The sequence below is a fragment of the Leptolyngbya sp. NK1-12 genome (assembly GCF_032598965.1).
Classification (GTDB): domain Bacteria; phylum Cyanobacteriota; class Cyanobacteriia; order Elainellales; family Elainellaceae; genus Elainella.
Genome location: NZ_CP053586.1, coordinates 5938703 through 5963235, shown reverse-complemented (window position 1 = coordinate 5963235; position 24533 = coordinate 5938703). Strand labels below are relative to the sequence as shown.

24 protein-coding genes and 2 pseudogenes are annotated in these 24533 nt (G+C 49.0%); 15 read left to right on the top strand and 11 right to left on the bottom strand.

Annotated elements, in window-relative coordinates; genetic code table 11:
- Positions 1-26 precede the first annotated feature (26 nt).
- The 6 genes from devC to HJG54_RS25510 all read right to left on the bottom strand — a co-directional run bounded on the left by devC (position 27) and on the right by HJG54_RS25510 (position 4519).
- Positions 27-1178: an ABC transporter permease DevC gene (gene devC, locus HJG54_RS25535; protein WP_316432046.1), complete on the bottom strand. Its 1152-nt coding sequence runs from the start codon at positions 1176-1178 to the stop codon at positions 27-29.
- A gap of 133 nt (positions 1179-1311) precedes the next feature.
- Positions 1312-1506, bottom strand: a complete 195-nt coding sequence (locus tag HJG54_RS25530) for a hypothetical protein (protein WP_316432045.1) — start codon at positions 1504-1506, stop codon at positions 1312-1314.
- A 32-nt stretch (positions 1507-1538) separates the two neighbouring features.
- The gene (locus HJG54_RS25525; RefSeq protein ID WP_316432044.1) at positions 1539-1886 is read right to left on the bottom strand and encodes a DUF2834 domain-containing protein; all 348 of its coding nucleotides are present in this window, start codon (positions 1884-1886) and stop codon (positions 1539-1541) included.
- A gap of 35 nt (positions 1887-1921) precedes the next feature.
- Positions 1922-3229, bottom strand: a complete 1308-nt coding sequence (locus HJG54_RS25520) for an ABC exporter membrane fusion protein (RefSeq protein WP_316432043.1) — start codon at positions 3227-3229, stop codon at positions 1922-1924.
- A gap of 136 nt (positions 3230-3365) precedes the next feature.
- Positions 3366-3653 (bottom strand): hypothetical protein, encoded by a 288-nt coding sequence (locus HJG54_RS25515; protein ID WP_316432042.1) that lies wholly within the window; start codon positions 3651-3653, stop codon positions 3366-3368.
- A gap of 272 nt (positions 3654-3925) precedes the next feature.
- Positions 3926-4519, bottom strand: a complete 594-nt coding sequence (locus HJG54_RS25510; protein WP_316432041.1) for a TetR/AcrR family transcriptional regulator — start codon at positions 4517-4519, stop codon at positions 3926-3928.
- A gap of 327 nt (positions 4520-4846) precedes the next feature.
- Here HJG54_RS25510 and HJG54_RS25505 point away from each other — a divergent pair, with 327 nt between their 5' ends.
- Both HJG54_RS25505 and HJG54_RS25500 read left to right on the top strand, forming a co-directional pair.
- The gene (locus HJG54_RS25505; protein WP_072009717.1) at positions 4847-5011 is read left to right on the top strand and encodes a metallothionein; all 165 of its coding nucleotides are present in this window, start codon (positions 4847-4849) and stop codon (positions 5009-5011) included.
- A gap of 506 nt (positions 5012-5517) precedes the next feature.
- Positions 5518-6090 (top strand): Uma2 family endonuclease, encoded by a 573-nt coding sequence (locus tag HJG54_RS25500; RefSeq protein ID WP_316432040.1) that lies wholly within the window; start codon positions 5518-5520, stop codon positions 6088-6090.
- A 293-nt stretch (positions 6091-6383) separates the two neighbouring features.
- Here HJG54_RS25500 and hemL read toward each other — a convergent pair whose 3' ends face one another.
- Complete coding sequence (hemL, locus tag HJG54_RS25495; protein ID WP_035999119.1) at positions 6384-7682, bottom strand: glutamate-1-semialdehyde 2,1-aminomutase; 1299 nt, start codon at positions 7680-7682, stop codon at positions 6384-6386.
- Between the two features lie 204 nt (positions 7683-7886).
- Between hemL and hisIE the strand changes: the two genes are divergently transcribed.
- The 12 genes from hisIE to HJG54_RS25435 all read left to right on the top strand — a co-directional run bounded on the left by hisIE (position 7887) and on the right by HJG54_RS25435 (position 20463).
- Positions 7887-8534: a bifunctional phosphoribosyl-AMP cyclohydrolase/phosphoribosyl-ATP diphosphatase HisIE gene (gene hisIE / locus HJG54_RS25490; protein ID WP_316432038.1), complete on the top strand. Its 648-nt coding sequence runs from the start codon at positions 7887-7889 to the stop codon at positions 8532-8534.
- Positions 8535-8579: 45 nt separating this feature from the next.
- Positions 8580-9008 carry a clan AA aspartic protease gene (locus tag HJG54_RS25485; protein ID WP_316432037.1) on the top strand — a complete coding sequence of 143 codons (429 nt, stop codon included), beginning with the start codon at positions 8580-8582 and terminating at the stop codon, positions 9006-9008.
- A gap of 53 nt (positions 9009-9061) precedes the next feature.
- Positions 9062-10027 (top strand): HAMP domain-containing sensor histidine kinase, encoded by a 966-nt coding sequence (locus HJG54_RS25480; protein WP_316432034.1) that lies wholly within the window; start codon positions 9062-9064, stop codon positions 10025-10027.
- Between the two features lie 54 nt (positions 10028-10081).
- The gene (locus HJG54_RS25475) at positions 10082-10492 is read left to right on the top strand and encodes an ATP-binding protein (protein WP_316432032.1); all 411 of its coding nucleotides are present in this window, start codon (positions 10082-10084) and stop codon (positions 10490-10492) included.
- Positions 10489-11157 (top strand): response regulator transcription factor, encoded by a 669-nt coding sequence (locus HJG54_RS25470; RefSeq protein ID WP_316432030.1) that lies wholly within the window; start codon positions 10489-10491, stop codon positions 11155-11157. The genes HJG54_RS25475 and HJG54_RS25470 overlap by 4 nt, the downstream gene beginning before the upstream one ends.
- A 443-nt stretch (positions 11158-11600) precedes the next feature.
- On the top strand, positions 11601-12716 hold the full coding sequence (locus HJG54_RS25465) for a glycosyltransferase (RefSeq protein WP_316432028.1): 1116 nt from the start codon (positions 11601-11603) through the stop codon (positions 12714-12716).
- Complete coding sequence (locus HJG54_RS25460; RefSeq protein WP_316432027.1) at positions 12709-13350, top strand: aminoglycoside phosphotransferase family protein; 642 nt, start codon at positions 12709-12711, stop codon at positions 13348-13350. The genes HJG54_RS25465 and HJG54_RS25460 overlap by 8 nt, the downstream gene beginning before the upstream one ends.
- A gap of 27 nt (positions 13351-13377) precedes the next feature.
- Positions 13378-14412, top strand: coding sequence for an aminoglycoside phosphotransferase family protein (locus tag HJG54_RS25455; RefSeq protein ID WP_316432026.1), 1035 nt, complete (start codon positions 13378-13380; stop codon positions 14410-14412).
- 93 nt (positions 14413-14505) lie between these two features.
- Complete coding sequence (locus HJG54_RS25450) at positions 14506-16026, top strand: iron uptake porin (protein WP_316432025.1); 1521 nt, start codon at positions 14506-14508, stop codon at positions 16024-16026.
- Between the two features lie 741 nt (positions 16027-16767).
- On the top strand, positions 16768-18837 hold the full coding sequence (locus HJG54_RS25445; protein WP_316432024.1) for an alkaline phosphatase: 2070 nt from the start codon (positions 16768-16770) through the stop codon (positions 18835-18837).
- Between the two features lie 532 nt (positions 18838-19369).
- Positions 19370-19654, top strand: a complete 285-nt coding sequence (locus HJG54_RS25440) for a hypothetical protein (RefSeq protein ID WP_316432023.1) — start codon at positions 19370-19372, stop codon at positions 19652-19654.
- Positions 19655-19848: 194 nt separating this feature from the next.
- Complete coding sequence (locus HJG54_RS25435; protein ID WP_316432022.1) at positions 19849-20463, top strand: class F sortase; 615 nt, start codon at positions 19849-19851, stop codon at positions 20461-20463.
- A 206-nt stretch (positions 20464-20669) separates the two neighbouring features.
- Here HJG54_RS25435 and HJG54_RS35575 read toward each other — a convergent pair.
- The 4 genes and pseudogenes from HJG54_RS35575 to HJG54_RS25420 form a co-directional block, all read right to left on the bottom strand.
- Positions 20670-20792 (bottom strand): annotated as a pseudogene (locus HJG54_RS35575) (IS4 family transposase); the annotation flags it as partial.
- A 144-nt stretch (positions 20793-20936) separates the two neighbouring features.
- On the bottom strand, positions 20937-21068 hold the full coding sequence (locus HJG54_RS35570) for a transposase DNA-binding-containing protein (RefSeq protein ID WP_420717400.1): 132 nt from the start codon (positions 21066-21068) through the stop codon (positions 20937-20939).
- Positions 21069-22359: 1291 nt separating this feature from the next.
- On the bottom strand, positions 22360-23421 hold the full coding sequence (locus tag HJG54_RS25425) for an IS4 family transposase (protein WP_316435668.1): 1062 nt from the start codon (positions 23419-23421) through the stop codon (positions 22360-22362).
- 268 nt (positions 23422-23689) lie between these two features.
- A complete protein-coding gene (locus HJG54_RS25420; protein ID WP_316432020.1) occupies positions 23690-24178 on the bottom strand; it encodes a hypothetical protein in 489 nt (162 codons plus the stop codon).
- Between the two features lie 121 nt (positions 24179-24299).
- Between HJG54_RS25420 and HJG54_RS35565 the strand changes: the two are divergent.
- Positions 24300-24530: pseudogene (locus HJG54_RS35565) on the top strand (multicopper oxidase domain-containing protein).
- Positions 24531-24533 lie beyond the last annotated feature (3 nt).

Below are 24533 nucleotides of genomic sequence, written 5' to 3'. Positions count from 1 at the left end.
TTGATGATTGCAGCCAATCAAGTTCGTTAGAAAATATCTGCCGGATCGGCTGAGCGTAGTTTTTGAGATGCAACGGCTCCGGACACGCTACACATAATTAATGTAAGAATAAAAACAGTAACGGCGCGGCTCATGGTCATTCCAATCGGTAAAAGCGTCATAGCATGAGTGAGGTGATATAGCCCCACAGCAACCGCGAAACCAGGAATATAACCAAAAGCAGCTAACAATAGCGCCTCTTGCAGTAACATAGTTAGCAAATAGCGATTATCGTACCCCATTGCCTTCAGCGTGGCGTATTCGGGTAAATGATTGGCAACATCTGTATAGAGAATCTGATAAACAATCACCGTACCGACGATAAAACCGACCACAACACCAATCCCAAAAATAAACCCGATTGTACCCTGGCTCTCCCAATAGTGTTTTTCAACGGCAGCGAATTCCTCCACCGTCAAGACGCGCACATCTGGCGGCAAAGCAGCAGCGAGGCGAGCTTGCACCTGCTGAAGATCAACGCCAGGTTTGAGTTGAATCAGGCCAATGTCTACCTGGTCTGAACGGCGATCCTGGTAAAGCTTGAGGAATGTAGAGTCGCTGGTAATGATGTTGCCATCTGCTACAAACGACGACCCCATCGTGAACAGTCCGGCTACTTGCACAGTCTGGCGGTTTAGTTCGGCATCAACCTGCCCTTGCTGCAACAGAGCCGGAATCGGCCCATACTCTGGACGACCCGCCTGATCGAACAACACCTGATTCAATTGCTTTAAGCTATCCGTGTGCTCAGCTAACCCTGGCAGGTCAAAGCTGGGCAAGGTTGGTTCCACGCCCCAAACCAGAATCGAGCGCTTAAGTCTGGTTTCGGGATTTTTCCAATCTCCCATGCCAATGTAAATCGAACTGACCGAGGCCACATCGTCATCACTTTGAGCCTGATACAGCCGCTCTCTGGAAAAACTCTGCACCGAAGTCAGGCTTTTGAACTGGGGGTTGGTGATCACCAAATCGGCTTGCAGTGCCCGGTGGGGCAACGTGGCGCTATCGTAGAGCGAATCGAGAAAGCCAAGCTGAACGAACATCAGCATATCGGCAAACCCAATGCCGGCAATTGCAACCAGCAGACGGGTCTTCTCTTTGATTAACTGGAGCCAAGCGACGGGAGTTTTACGCAACATTTTGGTCAGTTTTGAGTTTTGAGTTTTGAGTTTTGGCTTCCGGTGAGCCAGCCGAACCGAGTTTTGGTGGCGTAGCCTGCGCAGTTGGCGATAGCCTGCCGTTAGGCATAGCGCGTAGTTTTGAGTTGGGGCGTTACCAGAGGCAGTCGTTGAGCAGGGAAATGAGTCCTAGGTGATCGAGTTTGGCGAGAGCGATGGCGAAGCGGGTAGCTTCGGAGGGGCTGCCGCAGGTGCGGATCAGGTGCCAACTGGCAATGGCTAAGTTGACCCAGGGAAAGATTTTGAGGCGACAAAGGCGGAACCAGACCAGAGGACAGATTGATCGCATGGGACTTGACCGCATAGGCGCTGTGGATGGATTCAAAGGGGGTTCAATTTAGTCGGGTTGGCAGTGGCCTCTAGTTGACGTTGGCGCATCAGTAAAAACAGGGGAAGACCAAGCGAGACACCAATCAAGAAGGTGCTGGCAATGTAGATCCACAAGCGTTTCATACCGAGGCGGGTTCCTTCGGCAACGATAAAAATCAGCAGCACGATGGCAGAAATCACCACATCGAGACCAAAGGCGCTAGAGATTGGCGTGGCAAAAAGTTGTTCGACGAAGAGCGGTAGATTCAATCCGTTTTGCAGCAGAAACGAACCAACCTGCGAATAGGGCAGAACTGTGCCCACAATGCAAAGCAGAAAATAGATCGGTTGCAGCATCATAACCTCTGGATATCAATCGTTCGTTATGGAAAAAATCAGCAGATTCGATTTAGCTTAAATCGAGCGTTCGTTATCTTTAAGGTTGAACAAGCGGAATGGGATTGGGCTACCTGAAGTTGGAGTGCGGCATCGGCCTTCGGGGATGGGATGGGTTCTGGCTGGTCAATTTCGGGTTGACCAACCAGAATTTCGGTGTGCACTTGCAGATTCGTCAAACCCGCTACTTTTTGGCTATCGGTTGGGTTGAGGCGAATCTTAACTTCCACCACCCGCCGATCCAGATTCTCGCCCGGTTCGTTGCTGAATACATTTTGCCGCGACACTTGCAGGCCAATCTGGGAGACGGTACCCCGCAGCTCACCTGCGAAGCTAGAACCAGTCACCACTGCCGGCTGACCGATTTGCACCTTGCCAATATCCGACTGGTAAACTTCGGCCACGGCCACCATTTGATTGGTTTGGGCCAGTTCCACAATCCCGGCATCTCCGATTTTTTCGCCCGCCCGCGCCTGGATTTTGAGAATCTGGGCATCGATTGGAGCACGAATATAGGCTTGCTCTAGGTCGGTTTTGGCTCGTGCTGCCGCCGCAATCGCTTCCTTCACCTCGGTTTGGGCCGCCTGCACATCAACCGGGCGCACCTCGGCAATTTGGTCCAGGGTCGCCTGAGCTTGACGAATCTCGGCTTGCAGCGACTCGCGGGTGCGGGTTTGCTCAGCTTGGGCCTGATTGAGCTGGGCCTGGGCAGTTTCGAGCGCTAAGCGTTTGCTGTCTAGGTCAGAGGCAGCGATGGCGCCCTGTTCAAACAACTGACGAAAGCGGTCGAATTCGGCTTGGGCCGTGCGGACTTCAGCTTGCCAGCGGGCAATTTCGGCGGTTTGGGTGGCTTGGGTGCCAGTCAACTCAGCCTGGAGGCGGCCAATCGTGGCTTGCTGAGCCTGGATTTCTCCGGTTTTAGCTCCGGCCTGAACTTGGGCCAATCTGGCTTGGGCCACGGCCACTTGCTGCTCGGCCTGCCGTAGGGCATCCGCTAACCGATCCCGAGAATCGAGAATCGCGATCACCTGTCCGGCGGTGACTCGGTCGCCTTCGTTGATCAGGAGCTGCGCCACCCGATCGCCATCGAGAGCTATTGGGGCAGAGAGTTCAATCACCTTGGCTTCTGGCTCTAGCCGCCCCAAGGCTCCCACTTTACGAGGGCTGGGTGCAGTCGGAACCGGTTCTGTCGGTGTTTGGGCACTGAACTGGGAGAAGGTCATCAGCGACAAGCCACCTGTCAGAATCGTTGCGGCAATCGAGAGGCCAATTATCCACGAGCGTTTGGGTAGACTTTGCAGGCTCATAAGCAAAACGTTTTATAAGTTGAAGTGATACCTTTTCCCTTTGATTGAGCTACAGATCACCAAGCTCAACAGGCTAAATTGTGCAGGGTCCGTAACTCAAAACTCAAAATTCAAAACTCAAAACTAAGAACTAGTATTAGCCATGAAATATCTGCTCTAGCCAGTGGCGCACTTCTGCATCCGAGTTGAGATGCTGAGTTTTGCCGGTTTCAGGATTGTACAGATGCCAGCGAACTTGGCCGGTTTTGGGATCGGCACTTTGCCAGACGCGCGCCTCTAGGTTGCGGAACAGGGCCAGATCAATCGCAGTCCAGAGGTTTTGTAGCCAAGAGCGAGGGGCAGAACCGGAGGGGGCTTGCTGGAGTTGCAGGAGCGGATCGGAGATCAATTCCAGTTCCCGGTAGCGTTGCCATTGTGATTTCATAACCGTCGATTTAGGGAGAAGAGTAATATCAGAACCCAGCCTCAGCCAGGGTTTCTCCTCAGGTTTTACGGCAAAACTGCTAAGGCTCCCGGATAGGTTGGGCTGTTTGGGTGAGTTTGTTCATCATTGGTGATTCCTCAGTGATTCCTCGACTCGTACTTACGCAGGTCGTTTCGAGTGACAAGCCACAGAGATAACAAGAATGAAAGCTGTGGCTGTTATTGGTTATTGGTCATTAATCATTGAGTCATTGGTCATTCGGGGTCAGAAAATCAATGGTTACTGTTCTCTAACTCCTGGCTCCTGTCTTCTTTCAAATAAGCCGTCACCATCTTGGCTAAAAGCTTGCCCTGGCGAGAAATTGAAGTTGGAGTGCCGTAGATTTGACCAATAATCAGCCCATCGACCAGGGCACAAATGAAATGCAGCAGATCGGGATCGTCAATTCCTAGCAGGTCAACAATGGCGGCATAGATGTTTTCCTCTACCTGTCGCAGCACTTCACTACATTCTTTGCCTTCGCGATTTTGGTGCTGGCTGAAATCCATCCAGATCATCATTTGCTTAAAGAAGTAGTCCTGATTCTTCTCCAGGTAGAGAAACGCGGCTTCAATCCGTTCGGTCAAGGTGTTGGCTTGCTTGAGTTCATCGGCAACCTGCAACAGGTCCTGGTTGGCCTGCTGAATCACCAACTGCTCAAACAACGCTTCCTTACTGGGGAAATAGTGATACAGCGTGCCCGTAGACACCCCCAAGCCTTGGGCAATCTGCCGCATGGTGATGGCGTACCCCTTTTCAGCAAACAAATCAAAGGATTTGGCAATCAGGTCTTTACGGTATTGTTCGTGGTCAACGATTTTGGGCATGATGCGATGTGATTAGGCGGGTTCTCACCTCCTTCAATGATGACGCTTGCGCGTGTCATTTCATACTTCTCAAGCAGGGGTAGAATTTATTTATATCGAACAATCGTTATTTTATAACTATTTTTTGAAGAGTGCAAGAGGGAAGAGGTAGAACTGTTGGCCAAATAATTAGGCCAAATAATTAGGCCAAATAATTAGGCCAAATAATTAGGCCAACAATGCCGTCAGCTTCTAGCCCTCTGGATTCTAAAGATTTGCTTACAACAATATCTGAATATCTGTTCAGATGTTATTCTAATAATGTGAAAGCGACCTAGGAGAAAACTAATGACCACCGTTACTCAAATGAAATGCGCCTGTGAGCCTTGCCTTTGCGTTGTTTCCGTGGACCAGGCTGTAGAAAAAGAAGGCAAATACTATTGCAGCCAAGCCTGTGCCGACGGCCATCAGAACGGTCAGCATGGCTGTGGCCACACGGGATGTGGATGCTAAAAAAGTTTTGAGTTCTAAGTTTTGAGTTTTGAATTGAAATCGAGCGGAAATCAACTGAAGACTCAAGACCTAGAACTCAAATTTGTATTGCTTCTAGTCCTTTCCTGTTGGGTAGCTTGCATTCTTGGTTATAGCAGTGGTTGGAATCTTATCTGTCTACGTCTAATCTGTCTACGTTTAAGCAGCGGCGCTTTAGGATCCTATGGTTACGTTTCCAATGTTTTTGCTGCATTTGTCCAAGGTTCAAGCCAAAATGTCCCAAAGACAATCAGTGTTACAGTTGCGATCCATCGTGTTATGACCCAGTGAAACTTCACGAAACCGCGAATGGTCAACCAAGATAACAATCCACCTGTCAAGAGTGACAGCATTGCAGAAGGAATAAAGCCGCTAGCGGCAGGTGAACGGGGTCGTTCACAGGCATGGTGTGACAGATATAGTGTGACAGTTAAATTGAGTGTATCCTATCGTGGATCATAGGCAGACGATTGCAGCAGAGGGCAACCATGATGACCCAGCTTCTAGGCAAACCCGCTGAACAGCGATTTATCCAAACTGGTGTGAGTTGGGAGAGTTTTAAGGCGATTCAAAGTGGTTTCGCTGGCTCACCTGGAGTTCGCTTGTTCTACTACGAGGGAGAGCTAGAGATTTTGTCTACTTCACTAGAACATGAAATTGTGAAAGGCAATATTGGTTATCTACTCGAAGATTTCATGCTCAATCAGGGAATGGAGTTTGTTGCCACGGGTTCGTTCTCTCAAGAAAAGGAAGCGGTAGCTTCGGCTCAAGCAGATGAGTCCTATTGTTTTGGTGTAAGGAAATCAATTCCAGACTTGGCAATAGAAGTTGTCATCCCCAGCGGTGGACCCGACAAACTTAAGCGATACAAGGCGTTAGGAGTTCAAGAGGTCTGGTTTTGGGAAGACGGTGAGATCAGTGTCTATCAATTGGTTCTAACGAACTACCAAAAAGCAAACAAAAGCCAATTCGTTAAGGGTATCAATCTTGAACGACTGGCTCAGTGCGCAGCGATTGAGTCCCGACCTCAAGCAGTTAGAGAGTTTAGGCAAAACCAGTAATTTGGCCTTGAATCACGTTGATACTGTGAGATCTACACTGCTTATTATTGGTTCTTTTAGTCATATATCTTCATTAGCCAAGGGACTGATCAGCCAAGTGACCGACGCGGTGCTTGATGGATCTGAACTCACGAGTACAGCCCAAAAAGTACAGCCCAAAATTAGTACAAGTGAGCCGATACTACTTTAAAGATCCAAAAAGATCCAAATCTGAGAATCCTCAAAACAAAAAATGTCCTCACCTGAGAGAGGACATCGTTCACATTGTTTTCATTGTTGTTTAGCCTTTAAGCTTAAAGGCTTGCCATTACGGCTCTAGCGGCTTCTAGGGTGCGGTCAATGTCCTCGTCGGTGTGGGCGAGGGAGGTAAAGCCAGCCTCAAACTGGGAGGGGGCAAGATAGATGCCGTGCTCTAGCATGCCGCGATGGAAGCGTCCGAACTTGGCGGTGTCGGATTTTTTGGCGTCTTCGTAGTTGTGAACCGGGCCTTCGGTAAAGAAGAAACCAAACATGCCGCTGATTTGTCCACCGCAGGCGGCGTGGCCGGTTTCTTGAGCGATTTGCAGCAGGCCATCCGACAGTTTTTTGGTAATCCGGTCGAGCTGCTCATAGGTGCCCGGACGCTGCAATAGCTCTAGGGTTTTGATCCCAGCCGTCATGGCGAGGGGATTCCCGGAAAGCGTGCCCGCCTGATACATTGGACCGGCTGGAGCCACGAGCTGCATAATCTCCTTGCGTCCGCCGTAAGCGCCGACCGGCAAACCGCCGCCGATAATCTTGCCCAAGGTAGTCAGATCTGGCGTGATGCCAAATTTCTCTTGCGCGCCGCCGTAGGCAATCCGGAAGCCGGTCATCACTTCGTCGAATACTAGCAGCGCACCATGCTCTTGGGTCAAAAGGCGCAGTCCTTCTAGAAAACCAGCATCGGGTGGAATGAATCCGGCATTGCCAACGACGGGTTCTAGGATCACGCCCGCGATTTGGTCCGGATTTTCTTCAAACAACTGCTTGACGGCGTCTAGATCGTTGTAGGGGGCGGTCAGGGTGTTGGCTGTGGTGGATTTGGGCACACCAGGGGAATCAGGTAAGCCCAGCGTCGCCACCCCGGAACCAGCTTTTACCAGAAACATATCGGCATGGCCGTGGTAGCAGCCTTCAAACTTGATCAGTTTGTCGCGTCCGGTAAAGGCTCGCATCAGCCGCAGCACACCCATACAGGCTTCAGTACCAGAGTTGACAAACCGCACCATTTCAATGCTGGGAACAGCGTCGATTACCATTTCCGCCAGCACGTTCTCCAGATAGCAGGGCGCGCCAAAGCTAGTGCCCTTTTCGAGTGCGTCCCGCAGAGCTGCCAACACCTCTGGATGGGCATGGCCGCAGATGGCCGGTCCCCAGGTGCCGACGTAATCAATATACTGATTGCCGTCCACATCCCAGATATAGGCACCCTTGACATGGTCAAACACAATCGGCTGCCCACCCACGGATTTGAAGGCCCGGACCGGAGAGCTAACCCCACCGGGCATCAGCTTTTGAGCGGCTGCAAAGATTTCTTCTGATTTTGTAGTCTTAAGGGGCGTAGTAACCAAAATTCTCTCCTCTTATACGCTTCAACCGACTATCGATCCAAAGTCACAGCGATTGATGACTTGATTGACTCACTTCTACTTATCCTAAATCGGCAGTGCCCTAATCGACCCTCTGATCCAGTGAAGCGATTGATTATCTCGGTCGTGCCTTCATTGATAATGGGAATACCTGCTGTTGCAAGACGTTAAAACCCGTTGAAAACTATGTCTACTCCTGCTGTAACCTTCCAGTCTGCCGTTCCAGTCGAGCAAATCCGCTACAACGAACAGGGCTTGGTGCCTGCCATTGTTCAGGACTACTTGGATGGGACGGTGCTGATGATGGCCTGGATGAATCAGGAATCACTCCAGAAAACCCTGGAGACCGGTGAAACCTGGTTCTGGAGCCGCTCGCGGCAAGAATTTTGGCATAAGGGTGCAACTTCGGGGCATTTGCAGCAGGTCAAATCCATTCGCTATGACTGCGACAGCGACGCAATTCTAGTCACCGTCGAGCAAATTGGCGACATTGCCTGCCACACCGGCGAACGAAGCTGCTTCCACCAAATCGAGGGGTCGATCAAGGCTCCCCCAGCCGATACACTGTCTCAAGTGTTTGAGGTAATTTGCGACCGCCGCGATCATCCCAACCCAGACTCCTACACCTGCAAGTTATTCGAGGGTGGCGACAACAAAATTCTGAAAAAAATCGGCGAAGAGTCGGCAGAGGTGGTAATGGCGTTCAAGGACGATGACAAGGACGCGATTGCTGGCGAAGTTGCCGATTTGCTTTATCACACGATGGTGGCGTTAGCACATCACAAGGTAGACCTGCGCGACGTGTACCGCAAGCTGCAAGCTCGTCGCCGCTGAGGTCAGGCAGGTTAGGCCTGGGGAATTCTAAACTCGGAGACTGAGATGGCTACAAACGCAATGGGCGCCGTTCGGACAAACATTAAGTTAACCAATGCTGTAGACGAAGAGCTGGTAGCGCGAGGACTGTTGGCCCCTCGGTTGCTGCGAACCTGTGAAGTTGATGCGCTGGTCGATACAGGATCGGTCTATTTGGTTCTGCCAAAGGCGATTGTGCAGCAGCTTGGCCTCCGCATTGTAGGGCAGCAGCCTGCAACCTTTGCCGATGGCCGCGAAGCGATGGTAGATGTAACAGGAGCCATTCAGGTCGAATGGGAAGGCAGACGTACGATCGAAGATGCATTGGTGGCCGGTGATGAGGTATTGATCGGTCAGGTGGTGCTAGAAAAGCTGGATCTGTTGGTGGACTGCAAAAACCAAAGGCTGATTCCGAATCCCAAGCATCCTGATTACCCAGTGACGTATATTCTCTGAGAGATTCCGTGAGGCGATTGAGTGCTTCAGGCTCTTCGGGTAAGGTAGTAGCCATGAGATGGCGCAAATTTTTTCTCGGTGCACGGGCACGGATTTTAGTTTGGTTGGTGGTTCTGATTGCCCTTTCAACGGTTGTTGCAATCTTTGCAATCCGGCAAATTTTGTTTGCCCAGTTGCTGAATCGGGTCCAGCGCTCACTAGAACAAGAGGTTGAGGAAATTCAAAAATTAGCAAATGGACGCAACCCCGCGACAGGGGAACCCTTTGGCAATGATGTTGCAGCCATTTTTGATGTGTTTTTATCTCGTAGCGTGCCGGATGATGATGAATTTTTAATTACGCTACTGAATGGGGACGTGTATCAAACTAGTCCAATTGCTTTACCCGATGCCTTGAGTAGCAATATTAGCCTATTGCGATCGCTAGCTCAAACTGAATCCCCGATTCAAGGGCAAACATCCACGGAACGAGAGACCATCATTTATCTAGCTCAACCGATTCAAACACTAAACAATAATTTTGGCGTGTTTGTTGTCGCGCATTCTCTCAGTAACTTAAAAAGAGAAATTGATCAAGCGGTGTTGGTAGCTGCTCAAGTGATTATTAGCGTACTGTTGCTAGCGCTAATTCTGGCCTGGATTGCGATTGGTAAAGTCCTCTCACCATTAGAATTGCTTACAGAAACGGCTCGCTCAATTAAAGATTTTGATCAATCTTTTGATCGACGAATCCCGATCAGAGGTGCGGATGAGATTGCAGAGTTGGCTGCAACCTTTAATCAAATGCTTGATCGCCTGCAAGCCTCCTTTTCTAGTCAACGGGAGTTTATTAACGATGCCAGCCATGAGTTTCAAACCCCCATCACCGTGATTCGCGGCAATCTAGAAATGCTGCGCCAATCGCTAGGAGAACGCTACGAGGCGCTCGATTTAATGGATGATGAGCTCAATCGAATGAGCCGCTTGGTAGATGATTTGCTGCTGCTTGCCCGAGCCGAACGACCGGATTTCTTGAATTGAGAACTGCTAGAGGTTAGCAAACTAACCCAAGAATTATTTACTAAGGCAACAGCATTGGCTTCACGCAATTGGCAGTTTGCTTCTCAGGTATCGCTCCGCATTGTGGCCGATCGACAGCGCTTAACGCAAGCCGTAATGAATCTGGTGCAAAATGCAGTGGAACACACGGCTGCAAACGATGTCATTACACTCGGTTCCCAATTGACTGGAGATACAGTATGTTTTTGGGTAGAGGATACAGGTATAGGGATTGATCCCGCCGATCAAGCACGAATTATGCAACGCTTTGCTCGTGCTGCCAATAGCCGTCGTAAATCAAAAGGAGCGGGTTTAGGTCTATCGATTGTGAAAGCGATCGCAGAAGCCCACGGGGGACAGGTGACCGTTGCTAGTGAGCTAGGCAAAGGCTCGCGATTCAGCATCATTCTGCCCCTTGATCCACCGCAGGATATGATGATCCGATGAAGCGAATTCTGATTGCAGAAGATGAACCACAAATTGCTGCTTTTTTGCAGAAAGGGTTACAAGCGCATGGTTTTACAACTACCGTAGCTGATGATGGCGTTAAGGCCACCTACATGGCTCGGACAGAAGATTTTGAACTCCTAATTCTTGACTTAGGGTTGCCAGAAAAGCATGGCATTCAGGTGATTGAGGAGTTGCGCAGGCGCGGGGAGATGCTGCCAATTATTGTGCTGACTGTGATTCAAGATGTCCAAGATAAGGTGAAAGCCTTGGAAGCGGGAGCCAATGATTATTTGACCAAGCCCTTTTCATTAGAGGAATTGATTGCTCGGATTCGAGTGCAATTGCGATATCAGCGGCCGTTACAGTCCCCAGAAGAGACAGTTTTAAAAACAGGAGATTTAGTTCTCGATCTGAAGCAGCGCAGTGCTCAGTTTAAGGGATACCGAATCGAGCTATCGACTCGCGAATTTACTCTATTAGAAATACTGGCACGCCAACCTGGACAAGTTTGGACCCGGGAAGAATTGCTAGACCAAGTCTGGGGTTACGATTACGATCCCAGTTCTAATATTGTCGATGTCTATATTGGCTACTTAAGAAAAAAATTGGGACGAGGATCGATCAAAACTGTGCGAGGCCTCGGTTACCGGCTGCAAGTTTGAATAGGATCACCGCTCGTTTTTCTGACGTAAGTAGGATGTTTTCATTTCACAAGCGCCGTAAAGTATAGAGGTATACAACGCATCCTAATATTGCTCAGGTTTTGCAGAGCTTAGGCAGTAGTTCTATATTGTAGTTCTATATTAAGACGTTGCTTTGATGCAGCGCTAATTTGGCATGGGCTAATTCAGACGAGCGTTTAGTAAACATGAGAATACTCTCATCATTTCTCATGAAAAACCCATGATCTAGGGCATACATTTAGCTATTGTTTATTTAACTTAGATTTTACCTATCGTTAATCTTTATTGACGGTACTCGAAGTTTTATTGACGGTACTCGAAACAATTTAGGGTTGATAGTCACTCTAGGTTTTTAGCCCAAAGGGTGCAGAATACCCGTTGCCATACAAGTGGTCTTACCTCGATAAGGATGTGTGAAAGTGATGAAACTGCTCGTTAAAAGCAACAGAACCATCCGGTGCAGCGAGGGGCTTCCCCATCAACCGGAAGAAGCCAATAGAGGATCGATTAACACCAGGCAACGGTTGCAGTCGCAACTCTCCAATCAAATCAGTTCTATTCGCATTGCTCTCTATTCCCACGACACGATGGGGTTGGGCCACAAGCGACGTAATTTGTTGATTGCTCAAACCTTGGTTCGGGTGCTCCCGCAAGCTTCGATTTTGCTAATCAGCGGCATGGAAGAGGGACATAGTGTTGATTTACCTGCCAATATTGATTACCTGTCTTTGCCAGCATTGCGCAAAGAGATCAATGGACAGTATCAGCCCCGCCGTCTAGATATGCCGCTGCAAGAGCTGATTGCGATTCGATCGCAGGTAATTCAGGCGGCAATGAAAACCTTTACCCCCGATCTATTTCTTGTAGATAATGTGCCGCGCGGTGCAGTGCGAGAACTCAATCCAACGCTGGAATACCTGAGGGCACAAGGACAAACGCGCTGTGTATTAGGATTGCGGGATGTGTTAGATGAACCCCGAGTTGTACAACGAGAATGGCTGCGTGCTCGCAATGAGGAAGCGATTGCCCAGTACTATGATGCAGTTTGGGTGTATGGCGATCCGAATGTGTTTGATCTAGTTCAAGAATATCGATTATCGCCAGAGGTGGCAGCCAAGATTCGCTATGCTGGCTATTTCGATCAGCGTCAGCGTTTGCAATATTTGGCATCTACCGAAGACATTTTAGTCAGTTTGCATCTACCGCCCGGTAAGCTGGCCCTCTGTTTGGTGGGAGGTGGCCAGGACGGTGCCAATTTAGCTCAGATGTTTGCGCAAGCGGCATTACCGCCTGACACCAATGGGGTGATTTTAACCGGACCGTTTATGTCGTTGAAACAACGGCAGCAACTTCATGATCGGGCTGCTGCTCATTCCCGATTACGGGTTTTGGACTATTTAGAAGAACCAACGCAACTCTTGAGCCAAGCAGACTGTGTGGTGTCAATGGGAGGCTACAACACGACCTGTGAATTGCTCTCGTTTGGGAAACGATCGTTGATTGTGCCTTCCCTGGATTGCGGGCCGGTCATTGGCTGAGCAAATCATCCTACCAAACCTAACCTGGGAGATGACCCAAACCGGCAGTGCGCTGGCGCAACTCCATCAACAAGATCCTAAACACCTGAGGACGTTGACGCGCAGTGATGAAGCCACAACTCTATTGACCCTAGCTGCTGATTTAACCTGGCTCTGTCCGCAGCAAAAACATCGCATTCAAACAATTGCCGTGCGGCTAGCCACCGTGCTGCTGAATGCGCCTCCTCTGCGTCTGCCGATTCATGGTGACTTTAATGCAGAACAGGTTTTACTGAGTTCTGAAGGCATTAGCGTAATCGATTTTGACCGGGCTGGACGCGGCGATCCAGCCACAGATTTAGGCTCATTCATCGCTAAATTAGAGCAAGCCGAGCTGTGCGGCAGGCTGTCTACCTACCAATGTGAACAACTAGCCGCAACTCTAATTGCCGGATATCGGACTGTCGCTGGTGACTCTATTTCAAACGATTGGATTCAGCTTTATGTTGCGGTTGGCTTATTTCGCTTGGCATCTGAACCATTCCGCTATTGTGAACCAGATTGGTTAGCTAAAATCAGCGCCATTTTAGATCGCATTGAGCAACGTCTAGCCCAAGTTCCATCCGATCGGCTCTGTTCGAGTTACCCAGCTTAGAACTTTCTAGTGTCATGTTCTAGTGTCATGTCTATTCCGATTACAGACCCATTCAACATCCTCGCTGATCCCGCCTTTGCCTTTTTAGCAGCAGCCCTTGATCCACAGCAAGTTCAAAGCAAATTTCAGGCTCAGGTCTTCTATAACTCTCGTCGCATTCAATACTTACAGCTACAGGCGATTCGCGTTGTTCGCCATAAACTAAACCGCCGATGCTTGATTGAATATGACGTAATTGTGGAGCAGTCAGGCCGAATTCGGTCGATGACCTGGATTGGCAAGGTGCGAGCAAAGCGCCTCAACCAGGCGAGTTATCGGCTGCAAAAAATCCTGTGGGATTATAGCTTTCACAGGGATAGTCCCGATGGCATTTCTGTCCCAGAACCAGTCGGGCAGATTCCAGAGTGGCATATGTGGCTTCAGTGCAAAGTATCTGGTGTTCCAGCTACCACGCTATTACCCAAGCATGAGGGGCTAGAACTCTCTCAGCGTATTGCCGCCGCCGCTCATAAACTGCATCAAGCCTGGATTTTGCCCCATCGCTGTCACGGTATAAAAGAGGAACTGACGATTCTGCACGATCGGCTTGCCAGAGTCACTCAACAGCACCCTCAGTGGCAAACCCGATTAGAGCGAATTCTAACTGCATGCGAACGTTTGGCATGCACGATTTCGTCGCCCCTTTTCTGTGGCATTCATCGTGATTTTTATCCTGATCAAGTCTTAGTGAATGGCTCGCGGCTCTATCTACTAGACTTTGATCTATTTGCAGGTGGCGATCCAGGTCTAGATATTGGCAATTTCAATGGTCATTTGATTGAGCAAGGACTCCGCCTCCTGGGCGATCCGAATGCCCTCGCGGCTCAACAGACCAGATTGACTGAAGAATTTGTTCAGCTAAGCGGAGAGGAAACTCGTCACTCAATCGATGTTTACACAACTCTCATCTTAGTTCGTCATATCTACCTGAGCATGCAATTTCCGGATCGCCGACCCTTTACGGAAATGATCCTAGAGCATTGCGAGCAACGATTCAGCCAGTCAATCGTGATGCCAGCATAATAGCTGAATTGATTTGACAACATCTTGGTTAAAATTCAGTTTCTTATTCACCTGATTCGTGCATAACTGCTAACCGCTCGTTATTGATTCAGAATGATTCAGTTTCTTAGCTCTAGTTTGGCAATCGCAGCAATTGCTTTATGGACACTACCTAGCACTGCCTCGCTGCCCCAACCCGAACCATTAGACAATATTCCCTCGGCGTCCCAACTCGCTGATGTCAATCCAGGCGATTGGGCGTTTCAAGCCTTGCAATCCCTCACAGAGCGATATGACTGCATCGTAGGCTATCCAGATGGCACCTTCCGCGGTGAGCAATCGTTGAGCCGCTACGAATTTGCCGCAGCGCTGTCGGCTTGTCTCGACCGCATGAATGAGCAAATTTCAGCATCAACAGCGAATACAGTCTCTAGCGAAGATCTGACCACCCTCAGCCGCTTGCAAACGGATTTTGCTGCCGAACTTGCGACCATCCGATCTCGAGCGGATGAGCTAGAAATGCGAACTGCCGCCCTAGAAGCCCAATCATTTTCTACAACCACCCGACTGAATGGCGAAGTGATTTTTGCCTTGACCGGAGCAGGCGGCGAGCGTAAAGCAGACGGGAGTGATGAGTCTGTTGAGCGCAATGTTGTGTTGGGCAACCGGGTGCGGCTGGAATTGACAACCAGCTTTAGCGGCGACGATCAGTTGCGTATGCGTCTGCAAGCTCGTAATATTCCAGAATTTGAAGCCGCCACCGGAACTCAGATGGCAAACCTAGGATTCGACGGCAGCACAGGTAGTCTAGTTGAATTGGATCGATTAGATTACGAAACGGAACTGGGCGATCGAGCACTTGTTGTCGTTAGTTTGGTGGGCGGCGGCTTGGGAGATTATGTCAGTACTGTTAATCCTCTGTTTAGCGGTAGTGGCGATGGAGCCATTTCCACCTTTGGGCGTGAGAACCCGATCCGACGCCAAGGCGGAGTTCCTGGGATTGGATTGACCTATGAACTCACGGATGACCTTAGATTAGAGTTGGGGTATGTTGCCAGTGGAGCCACCGACCCAGAAGTTGGCTTTTCCCAAAGTCCCTACGCGGCAGTGGCTCAAGTCACGCTGGAGCCTGTAGATTCGGCTCGCTTCAGTTTAACCTACGTGCGATCGTTCAACGGTTTAGATACAGGCACAGGCAGTGCCCTAGCTAGAGATCCGTTTGAAGATAATTCTGATGCTATTATTGCTAATTCCCTGGGTGCAGAAGCCTCTGTGGATATTGGTGACCATTTCACGCTGGGCGGACGAGTCGGGTGGATTCAAGCGACCGCTAAAGATTTAGATGACAATCCCCAAGCAGATATCCTCACCTGGGCCGTGCTGCTCGGTTTTCCCGATTTGGCTGGAGATGGAAATTTGTTGGGTGTAATTGCCGGTCACCCGCCACGAGTAACGCACAATCAGTATGGCGATCGAGAATCAGATGCGGCTTTACACTTAGAAGTGTTTTATCGCTTGCAACTGAACGACAATATTGCCGTTACCCCTGGTGTGTTTGTGATCCTAAATCCAGAAAATGATGCCAGCAATACTCCCATCTACGTTGGCACTGTTCGCACCACCTTTAGCTTTTGAATAAAAATGAGAAACTGGCAAGCATCAAGGCATTTAGTTCCGGCGAATAGGTCAGCCGTTGAGAAACCTGGGCAAAGTTAAGTAGCTCAACATCATTAATTTGCAGATCCGTAGTGCAAGCGTCTCGCTGGCGCGGGCAAGATGGCCGCACTCTATCTACCGTTTCACTCGATTGACCTACTTAGTACCTTCGGCAGGCATTGCTAAGCCCATCATTACTCCTGAAATCCCTAGAAGCCCTGATTTGCCATCACCGCACAATTTTGTTTGCTTTGCACGATCTTTTATTGAGTGAACCATATTAAGTGAATCACAATTGCGTCCCTGCTTGCAGACATAGCTGTAGAAGGAGATGTGTCATAGTACCAGAGAAAAGTGACGGAAAAATGACAACAAACTTCGTTTCAATTTCCTTCATCTTCTGGACACCATTCTTTCCTCTGAATGATTATTTTATGCTTGTCTTTGCACAGTAGTTCTACGCTGAAATTTAAGTCATTTTTATGTGTTCCATAATGGCTTCTTAATTTCTTAAGGCTGTCAACCTTAATCTAAACGCTTTAAAAAGAATAACGAGTGAGAAATTCGACTTTGCTAGACACGCTAATAGCAACTCTGGGACGAACAGATTGTTTTGCTTGATCTTGAACCTGATGGATTTTCTTAACTAAAACTGAATTGGAGATAGCATTCATGGCTAAGAACGTCATCATCTTTGTTGGCGATGGAATGGGCTGAGAAATGGCTCGTGCTGCCGCGATCGCCAAGCAAATCGATGCAGGGCACAATGGAATGACCCTGGGTGACTTTTATACCTCAGGCAAAGGCGCAGGGTTAAGCTTTCAAGAGCTAGAAAATTATACCAATGCTACAACCTACTCTGCGATCGTGGCAGGTGATACCGACAATTCGGCATTAGAAGGAATTCCTGACGATCGTGGCACCGGAGAGGCTCCTGTACGTACAGGCTTTGCCTTCAATCCCAGCTTTAATGCAGAAGGAAATCCGGCAGGTGGTAATCTAGTTGGCTATGACCCTGTTCAGGGCGGCCCTAACCCCTGGACACCTGGCACCAACCCAGACTACATTGAGCAAAACTATGTTGATTCTTCCGCAGCGGGTACAGCACTGTTTTCGGGGGTGAAAACCTTCAACGGTGGTTTAGGGGTTGACCTATATGAACAACCCATCGAAACCGTTTTGGAAACGGCACAGGCAGAAGGTAAAGCAGTAGGTGTAGTTTCGACTGTACCCATCAGCCACGCAACTCCTGCGGCACCTGCGGCACATGTCAATAATCGAAATGATTACGATGACGACTATCCAGAAAATGACACCATTCTGCAACAGATGTTGTTGCAAACTCAACCAGATTTAATTCTGGGTGGTGGACATCCATTGGATCTAAACAACGAAACAGATACAAGCGGTGAGTTTACCTATCAGTTTATTGCTGAGTCTACTTATCGCCATCTAGTTGATAATCCCACGGGTAACCGATACGGATATACATTTCTGGAGCGCGGACCCGATGCCGGTGAAACATTATTGCAAACCGCCACAGAATTGAACCCAGAAGACGGCGATCGCCTGTTTGGACTCTATGGAGCACGGGGACAAAACGGTAATTTACCACTCCGGACGGCTAACAGTGACTACAGTAATACTGGGCTGGATACCTTCTCCCATCGCTCGTCTCAACGAGCCGGGGAACTCCCCGATACTATTCGCCCTCTAGCCGAAGGTGAAACCGTAGATGAATTTATTCAGCGAGAGCTGAACGAAAACCCCTCCTTCTTGGAGATGACCCAAGCCTCACTCGATTTCCTCAGCAAAGATGAAGATGGATTCTTCCTGATGGTCGAGCAGGGCGACATGGACTGGGTGCTCCATGACAACAACATGGAAAATTTGCTCGGTACAGTGTTTGATCTGGATGATGCCGTTGAGTACACGATTGACTGGATTGAAGCAAACGGTGGCTGGGAAGAGAATCTGTTGATTGTTACCGCAGATCATGATCATTACTTGACCCTCAATGACAATTTCCCAGCGTTGTACCGTCAATATGGTGCTGAAGCGCTCACCTTAGCATTCGACCCGAATCTAGCCGGCCACTACTTCGGTTCTAATCCCGAAGATAAGTATGAGTGGGGCAACCACTCGAATCGTCCCGTGCCAGTGTTTTATCAGGGTGCAGGTTCCGAAGTGCTGACTGGTTATATCGGCGCAGGTTTCGAGAACTATGGCGTTGAAGTTCCAGGCATTCCAGATCATGTGGATTTGGTACACCTGGCGGAAACCATGCGGGCCGGTGTGACAGCATCGGGTGAAGGTGAAAAGGCAACGAGCGGCGATGATACGCTACTCGCCACTGGCAACGCAGTTCTATTCGGTGGCGCAGGCAATGATACCTTAGTATCGACTGGAGCAGGCAACAATCGGCTCTATGGAGCTGAGGGAGATGATATTCTGTTCGGTGGTGCAGATGACACGTTGCTGGGTGGCGTTGGTGATGACGCGATGTATGCACTGGGAACAGGTGAGACAACGATGGTTGGAGGCGCAGGAGTCGATCAGTTTTGGATCGCCAATGGTGAACTACCTGAAACCTCTAACATCGTTATTGATTTTGAAGTCGGTGTTGATGTGATCGGGCTAGCGGGTGTATCTGGCGTCAGCAGCATTGATGACCTTAGCTTTACCCAAGGCGAAATGGGTGCCGTGATCAGTGCAATGGGGCAAAACATAGCTGTCTTGAATAGCATTAATGTGATTGATATTGGCTCCAATAGTTTCGCCTTCGCGTAGTTCCGGCTTAGTTTCCTGTGGTGATACTGGTATTTGCCATTCGGCTACCCACTATTCAGCAGGCTACTAAAAATTAACAAAATTAACAAACGGAGGGTGGGCAATTGCTCATCCTCCTAATTCTAGAACTCGAGGATAGAGGAACTCTTGGTGATGCCTGATGCGTTATACCAACTTGATGTGAAGCTGCACAAAATTCACCCCACCGCCCCCTACGGACCTCCCCTTAGTAAGGAGATTAGTAAGGGGAGGCTGGGAGGGGTCAAAATACTGTGAAACTTCACAAAGAATTGGTATTACCAATTATCAATGCTGCTCCCACCAAATCTTCAACCGTTTCTATTTAGGTTCTTTTAATCAGGGGAGATCAATATTACAAAATTACTGCATGAAAGAAAACTCATCTTTCTCTCATCGAATGTTCATGAGCGGTCTATATGCTGTGATATAAGTATGTCAAGTTGGATACGATTTAGTTAACCAACTCTACTTAATTCAATCCATTGAACTTGTACAACCGAAGGAGGTTGTTATGAAGCTCGTACTGCCGACAAAGCGTTCGATTGGCACAGCGATTATGGCCGGTTTTTTATTATTAGCGCCTGCTGCACTAATTAGTTTTACAGCGATCGGCCCTGCTCTGGCTCAAGTAGATAATGGTGATGAGGATGATAACGGTGTGCCGAATGGTGGAGTTGCTGCGGGTGCAGGCGGCGCTTACGAAGCTGGCATGGGAACAACGCTGCCGATTGCCGCTACGGTAGGTGGATTAGTTTTGACCGGGGTTGGTGTTGCAGCGTATCGTTCGCGTAAGTAAGCAGATCCAAAGCATAAGTAATGGTGGGCCTGTCGCAACTATTACGGCATAAGCTGGAGTATAAGCTACAGCATAGGCACCAAGTGCCTATATGGCTTCTGCTATATTTATCGTTCCTGTCTGGAATGATGCTAGGTACCACAGTGGGAATGGTTGAGAGAATAGCCACGGGTGCGTTGAATCGGAATCGGCCCGTGGCAAATTCTGTTTCTCCAGTGGCTTCTCCAGTGCCTTCTCCGGCGGTTGCCGCCTCTCCGGTGGTGGCCTCTCCAGCAGTCACGCCAGTTGATAGCAGTGAACTCGTGGCATCTCAGACAGTTGAGGCAGCAGAGGCAACTCCTGACTTTTCAGGTATTGACCCCACCTGGATTCATATTCCTGCCATCGAGGTCAATACGCATGTCATCCAGCTTGGCCTGAATGCAGACGGCACTCTTCAGGTTCCAGAGGATTTTGCTAGAGCGGGGTGGTGGATGGGGGGAGCACGTCCTGGGGAGCCGGGAGCTGCCGTAGTTGTGGGCCATTTTGACTCAACGTCCGGTCCAGCCGCGTTTTATCGTCTGCGCGAGCTGCAACCCGGTGATGAAATTCAACTGATGGATCCAACTGAGCAGGCCGTGAGATTTAAGGTGGAGCAGATCCAGCAGGTTTCTAAAGATGCGTTCCCTACCGATGCCGTTTACGGAAAAACGCCTGAACCGACATTGCGGTTAATTACCTGCGCTGGCCGGTTTGACTACCGAACGCGTCATTATCAAGACAACCTAATCGTGTTCGCGTCGTTTATCAATAAGGTCGTGAAAGAGTAGAGAATCAGAAACGATGGAACCTGGGGAGAGGGGAAAAGGGCAGCCTCAGTAGATCGCAAATTCTGATTGATCCCTCCTAGCCCCCTTACGAAGGGTAGGGTTGATTCCTGTGGCTACAACAAATTACAGGAAAATTACAGGATCCTTTATTGCCGCTCTCATTAGTGCTATCCATTACGCAGAAGTCGGTGGATTGTAGAGAGAGACTAGGTTCTGGACGCAAGTTGCGCTCCTTCGAGTAAGTGGTGCAACTTGCCCAGTCCCCGCCAAAGGGTTTTCACTCCGGGTTCCCCATCGCCAGCACGGGCTAAGAATCCTCCTAACCCACTCGTTTGCTTCAGCCCACTGAAGTTCAAATCCGTCGTATCCTGGATTGCCAGCACTACTGCCTGTTGCTTTGCTCGTTCCAGCACACTCGCTCGTTGACTCGCTAATATCTGCTTCGGCTGCACTCGCCTAGTTGCCCAAAACCGCTAGATGCTTTGACTCTCTGCCGCACTGCTGCTCGCACTCGGCACACTCTCGCTCGGATGCTGGGCTAACCGCCGTACCGTTTCCCGCAATCGTTGCCCATGCCGAAAATCATCAAATGGATCGCTTTTAATTTCCTAGCGCACCCAATCTCGCATCTCCCTGACCCTATCGTTCAAGCTTGCTTATTCCCTAGATTCCCATACCCAACCCTCCAAAGCCAGTCCTCATCACATTTCTACCCACTTCTGCGTAATGGATAGCTATTTAAGGGGGGGTTAGGGGGGATCTTCAACTTGTGTGTACACCGTAGCCAATTTTGAGGGAAACTGAGCAAAAATGGGGATCGGAAGTCCCCCAATATATAGCCCTAACGGGCATACCAGATGTCCGTTTTCACAAAAAATGGCGCGGCTTTCAAATTCGTGGCGCGGCATCATAAAGCGTGAAATCCCTTCAGGATAAGGGTTTTACTATTTTCGCCATCTCAAAACCCGTCAGTTTTTACTAGATCTCATTATCAAATTCGTGGCGCGAGTATTTTATTTCATAGTAATAAATTCTTTAGATACTGCAACTTAAGCTTCTAAATGCTTTCAAATTCGCGGCGCGGATTTTTGGTCGCTCAAACTTCCGCTGCATGAGACTTTGAGGCTTAACAGGACGTTAAATCTTAGCTAGCGACGGTGAGCCATTTTCAAGCAGAAATTTATGCTCTTAAGTATTTTCAAATTGATGGCGCGAATCTTTTTGCTCTGAAGCCTGCTCAATTAAAGGGTTTCAAGCTTCTGGCTTAGATAACTTCCGTGCCAAAAAGTACATTACAACTAGGACTGCGATCGTCTCCTTGTTGTTGCGCTCCTATAAAGTGGGATTGACGGTCGGGCACGAGAGGTTGTTTAGCGTTTGCCTCTACATGGCTACTCTGACCATGAGCCGTGTTTTTTGCACACGGCTGATTTAGGCAGATGGGCGGTGCATGGTCAGATCACCTTTCGGTGAGCAACGACAAAGGGGAAGCAGGGGACGAGATCGGTTTCATTATCGTCAGAGTTGAGGCAACTGTTGGAAGAATATCGAAGCGATGCCCCTACCTCTTTCTTAGGCATTGGGGCAGGGACACATTTACCCAGAATCTGCTGATGCGATTTTACAAACAGCCTTTAAGTACTTGGGGATTGAGTGAGCCAGCACTTACATCTTCTGGCGAACAGCAACTACCTGCATGCATGGATGACGGGCAGTGGCAACACTTCATGACCGCAACTTATCGCCGGAGGTAATAGCGGCAAGCCAGCAAGAAGTGAACTAAAAGATACTCCATATTACGATGGTGGAGTGAATCTACGATAACGGATCGGTATGGGGATGAAGATCTTGGTGACAGGCAGTGCAGGACATTTGGGGGAAGCGTTAGTTCGTACCCTAAGTACAGGACAAAAATTGTAGAACATCCCGAAAATCATTCATTTTCTGCTCCAAGTTGAGAACAATGTGGCGGAGATGGTCAAAGCCATAACGGAAAATACTCTTGGCTCTGCGCCCATGCTTTTTGATCGTCAATGGCTTAACCTCATGAAGCCATTCTCCGGTGAGGATTATCCAGCACAGGGCTAATGAGAGTAATGCCAAGAGCTTGCTCAATCGCTCCCCATCTATCAGATGAGTTGATTCTAGGCGGAACCCACGGGTTTTGAAAATGCCGAATAATGTTTCAATTGACCAGCATTTGGCGTAATCGGTGATGGCAGATTTAGGGGAACTTTGGGTTGCAACGACTAATAGTGAGTTGTCCTCTAATCGCAAAGCCGCAATGTAGACCCAGTGCCCCCATAAGCGTCGTTTGTGACGCAAAATCTTGCTTTGTCCCACCGCTAAATCAGCAAACGCAATCGCGACTTTGAGACAAATTCGACCATTACTGAGTTTATGATTCTCTCGAATGCGAATCCGAAAGGGAGTCAGAGGATTACTCAGCAGATACCCGAACCAGGCTTTACCGACGAACTCCCGGTCAGCCGTTAAACAGGCAATGTCTCGATCCCCGAATCGTTCTAGAAACTGGTTGAACAAGCTCATACGTTCAGTACTATTGGAATTACCTCGCTTATCGAGCAGACACCAGACCAGGGGAAAAGCAACCCCCTCATGCACTACACCCAACATCAGAATGTTGAAGACGCAATCACCGAATTGCCATTCAGTTCGGTCTAACGACAAAGTCCATGGCTCTGGAATGTCCATGAGCGCAACAACAGTTTGAGCAATCTCGGTGTAATTGAGTTCGTAGGAGCGGAAGAATCGTTGCAAGCGTTTGTAATGGGAGTCGGTTTGAGCCTTGCCACTAAACCCTGTTGCCAACTCGGCGAAGTTCACGGTTTTCACTCGCAACAGGGCAATGAGGAACGCAGCGACAAAGCTTAATCTTGCTCCATGCCAAGCTAAATGGGGACGCAAAGCATCTCGAAGTAGAGTAACCTGATTCATGAGGGTTTTATGGACGAATGTGGTAATTCTCATGAAACCCTCTCCTACTCAAACTTTGCAAGCTTTTGTCCTGTACTTAGCCCTCATCCACACGTCTAGAACACTACCCGCTGATTCAACTCCAACAATCCGTTAAAATGCCGCTGGTGCAACTGTGGCTAACCCTATTATTTTATTATTAGGCTTCACCATTGAGCGACGAGGCGAGTTTTATGATACCCGACAGATTTGGGTGCTGGCCCAATAATCGACGGATAGGCAGTTTCTATTACTGACTAGCGGCTAACTTTTGAGCCAATATCTGGACAGCCTTCTCGTAATCTTTGCCCACCAGGTAGGAAAAATGATAGTAGCTGGCAAGATAGAAGTCACAGCCAAATTTTTGATACCGATCCGCGATCGCCAAAAAACCATAACGGGCATCCGTGGGTTGGGTAAACCAATCCCGATGGTAGGAATCTTGAAGAAACACGGTGAGTGTCTGCTGATCTGCACTTGGAATCAATCGAATCATATCAATGCTGCTGTGATGCGATCGCGGCACGGGTAGCAGCAAGTTGTAGCCCTCAAGCGTCAAGAAATCTGCCAAACTTTCCTCGCACTGAGGAAAGTTTGGCTCTTCCGGTAACTGGAGGAAATGGTGCCATGCCATCCAAAATTCGTGTTTGCTGTCAAACCCCGGGTCAATATCCAATCGCCACTGCTGCTCCTGACATAAATCATTAAGCACCTGCTGGGGCAAATCTGCAAGTTTCATAATGCCTGCACTCTGTTAACTTGTTGAAATGTAGGCTAACACAGGCAAAGAGTTTGACCCCAACCGTGTTGAGTTTTGTCCAAAACTTAATTCAACTGAAATTTAGGAGGTACTTACCGACATTCCGCATCCTTTCCATCTGCACCTAGCGCACTTTCAAGTACTTTCCCGCAATTACCAAAGACCTGCTCGTACTGATTTTGGTTAAAAGGGCACATTTCTTGTGAACCCACGAGAAGTGGTGCGTGCGATCCTTCGCTTTGCTCCTTACCGGGGCAAATATCTCTACCATTGCGATATGCTCAAATACGAGGATATGGCAATGGTAGAGATATTTGAGGGGAATGGGTAAGAA